General features: G+C 63.0%; 3 protein-coding genes. All 3 read left to right on the top strand.

Annotated elements, in window-relative coordinates:
• The first annotated feature begins 109 nt into the window (after positions 1-109).
• Positions 110-460, top strand: coding sequence for an NAD-dependent epimerase/dehydratase family protein (locus WCA53_RS11305; RefSeq protein ID WP_423909364.1), 351 nt, complete (start codon positions 110-112; stop codon positions 458-460).
• A gap of 117 nt (positions 461-577) precedes the next feature.
• Positions 578-844 carry a hypothetical protein gene (locus tag WCA53_RS11300; protein ID WP_423909361.1) on the top strand — a complete coding sequence of 89 codons (267 nt, stop codon included), beginning with the start codon at positions 578-580 and terminating at the stop codon, positions 842-844.
• Positions 845-965: 121 nt separating this feature from the next.
• A complete protein-coding gene (locus tag WCA53_RS11295) occupies positions 966-1,313 on the top strand; it encodes a YciI family protein (protein WP_423909358.1) in 348 nt (115 codons plus the stop codon).
• Positions 1,314-1,523 lie beyond the last annotated feature (210 nt).

Genomic DNA, 1,523 nt, shown 5'->3' with positions numbered 1-1,523 from the left:
CCCCGCTACGACGAGGCGGCGGCGAAAGAGGCGTGGCAGAGGACGCTCGATTGGCTCAACAAATACTTGCGGACCTAACGCGCGACTCGAATCACTGCTGGCGAAGATCATGAGCCGGATTTTTCTCGCCGGCGCGGCCGCGGTCGTAGGCGGCCGCCTCACGTCCCTCCTCCTTGCCCGCGGCCATTCGGTCTGGGGCGCGACGCGTTCGCCGCACAAAAGTAACGTTCTGCGTGAACTCGGCGCACGCCCGGTCGTGGTTGACATCTTCGACACCGAGGCGCTGGCGGCCGCGGTCCTCGAAGCGGAGCCGGAGATCGTCATTCACCAGCTGACCGATCTGCCCGTGCTTCACGATCCGGCGGTGAGATCTGCAGCCTTGCCCGTAATGCGCGAATCCGGGACGAAGGAACTCGCAACCTCGTCGCCACGGGGCGGAAGGCTGGCGCGTGCCGACTGATCGCGCAGAGCATCGCATGGGCTTACGCGCCTGGGCCTCGGCCTTACGGCGAAAACCATCTGCTGGACTTGAATGCGGATGGCGACCGGGCGGTGAGCGTGCGGAGCGTCGAATCGCTTGAGCGCCAAGTTCTCGAAGCAATCTCCAGCCGAAGGGCTAGTGCTCCGATATGGCAGGCTGTGCGGGCCCGACGTTGGAACGGACACGGCGCCGAGCCCGCCTTCGCTGCATGTCGATGCGGCCGCTTACGCCGCCTTGCTCGCCATCGATCATGGGGGGCCGGGGACATTCAACATCGCCGATCCAAGCGGCGACGAGGTCTCGACTAATAAGGCGACGGCGGCGCTTGGCTGGCGCGCTGACTTCAGACTCCTGGCAACCTAAGCGCCGCCACTACGGGCATGGCGATAATTTTTCGTCCCGCTGTCGAAACGCCGCAAGATCGAGCGTCTTTGCATTGAGCGCGGCGATCGGGGCTCGCGCGTCTAAGTTAGGGAGCAGAACGATGCAGTACCTGTTGCTGATTCACTCGGACGAAAAGGCGATGCAGACAGCGACGCAAGAAGAAACCGGTTCGATCCTCGCAGCTTACGGCGCTTACATGAAAGCGATGGCGGACGCTGGCGTCAGCAAAGGCGGCATGCGCCTACGCCCGACTTCGACCGCGACCACTGTGCGTACGCAGAACGGCAAGACTCAGGTGCTGAACGGCCCCTATGCCGAAGTCAAGGAGCAACTCGGCGGCTATTTTCTCATTGACGCCCCCGACGTCGACGCCGCGATATCCTGGGCGGCGCGCTGCCCAGGCGCCCAGTACGGCGCGATCGAAGTTCGGCCGGTCTGGGAGATGTGACCGGGCTCGACACTGACAAGAATGGTCCGGTGGATTTTTTTAATGCGGCCGTCAAGCCGTAGCCGGACCGGGCGTCTTTGCATTGAGCGCGGCGATTGAGCCGCGCATCCAACGAGGAGCAGCACCATGCAATATTTGTTGATGATTCATGGCGACGAAAAAGCGATGCAAGCGGCCTCGCAAGATCAGACCGCTGCGATGATTGCAGCC

Source organism: Caballeronia sp. (assembly GCF_049581465.1).
Taxonomy (GTDB): domain Bacteria; phylum Pseudomonadota; class Gammaproteobacteria; order Burkholderiales; family Burkholderiaceae; genus Caballeronia.
The sequence above is the reverse complement of the archived record's forward strand: the minus strand, read 5'-3'. Positions and strand labels throughout refer to the sequence as shown.

What these genes read in the sequence shown, in the direction of transcription:
- WCA53_RS11305 (WP_423909364.1), top strand. Translation starts at nt 110, where the DNA reads ATGAGCCGGATTTTTCTCGCCGGCGCGGCCGCGGTCGTAGGCGGCCGC.
- WCA53_RS11295 (WP_423909358.1), top strand. Translation starts at nt 966, where the DNA reads ATGCAGTACCTGTTGCTGATTCACTCGGACGAAAAGGCGATGCAGACA.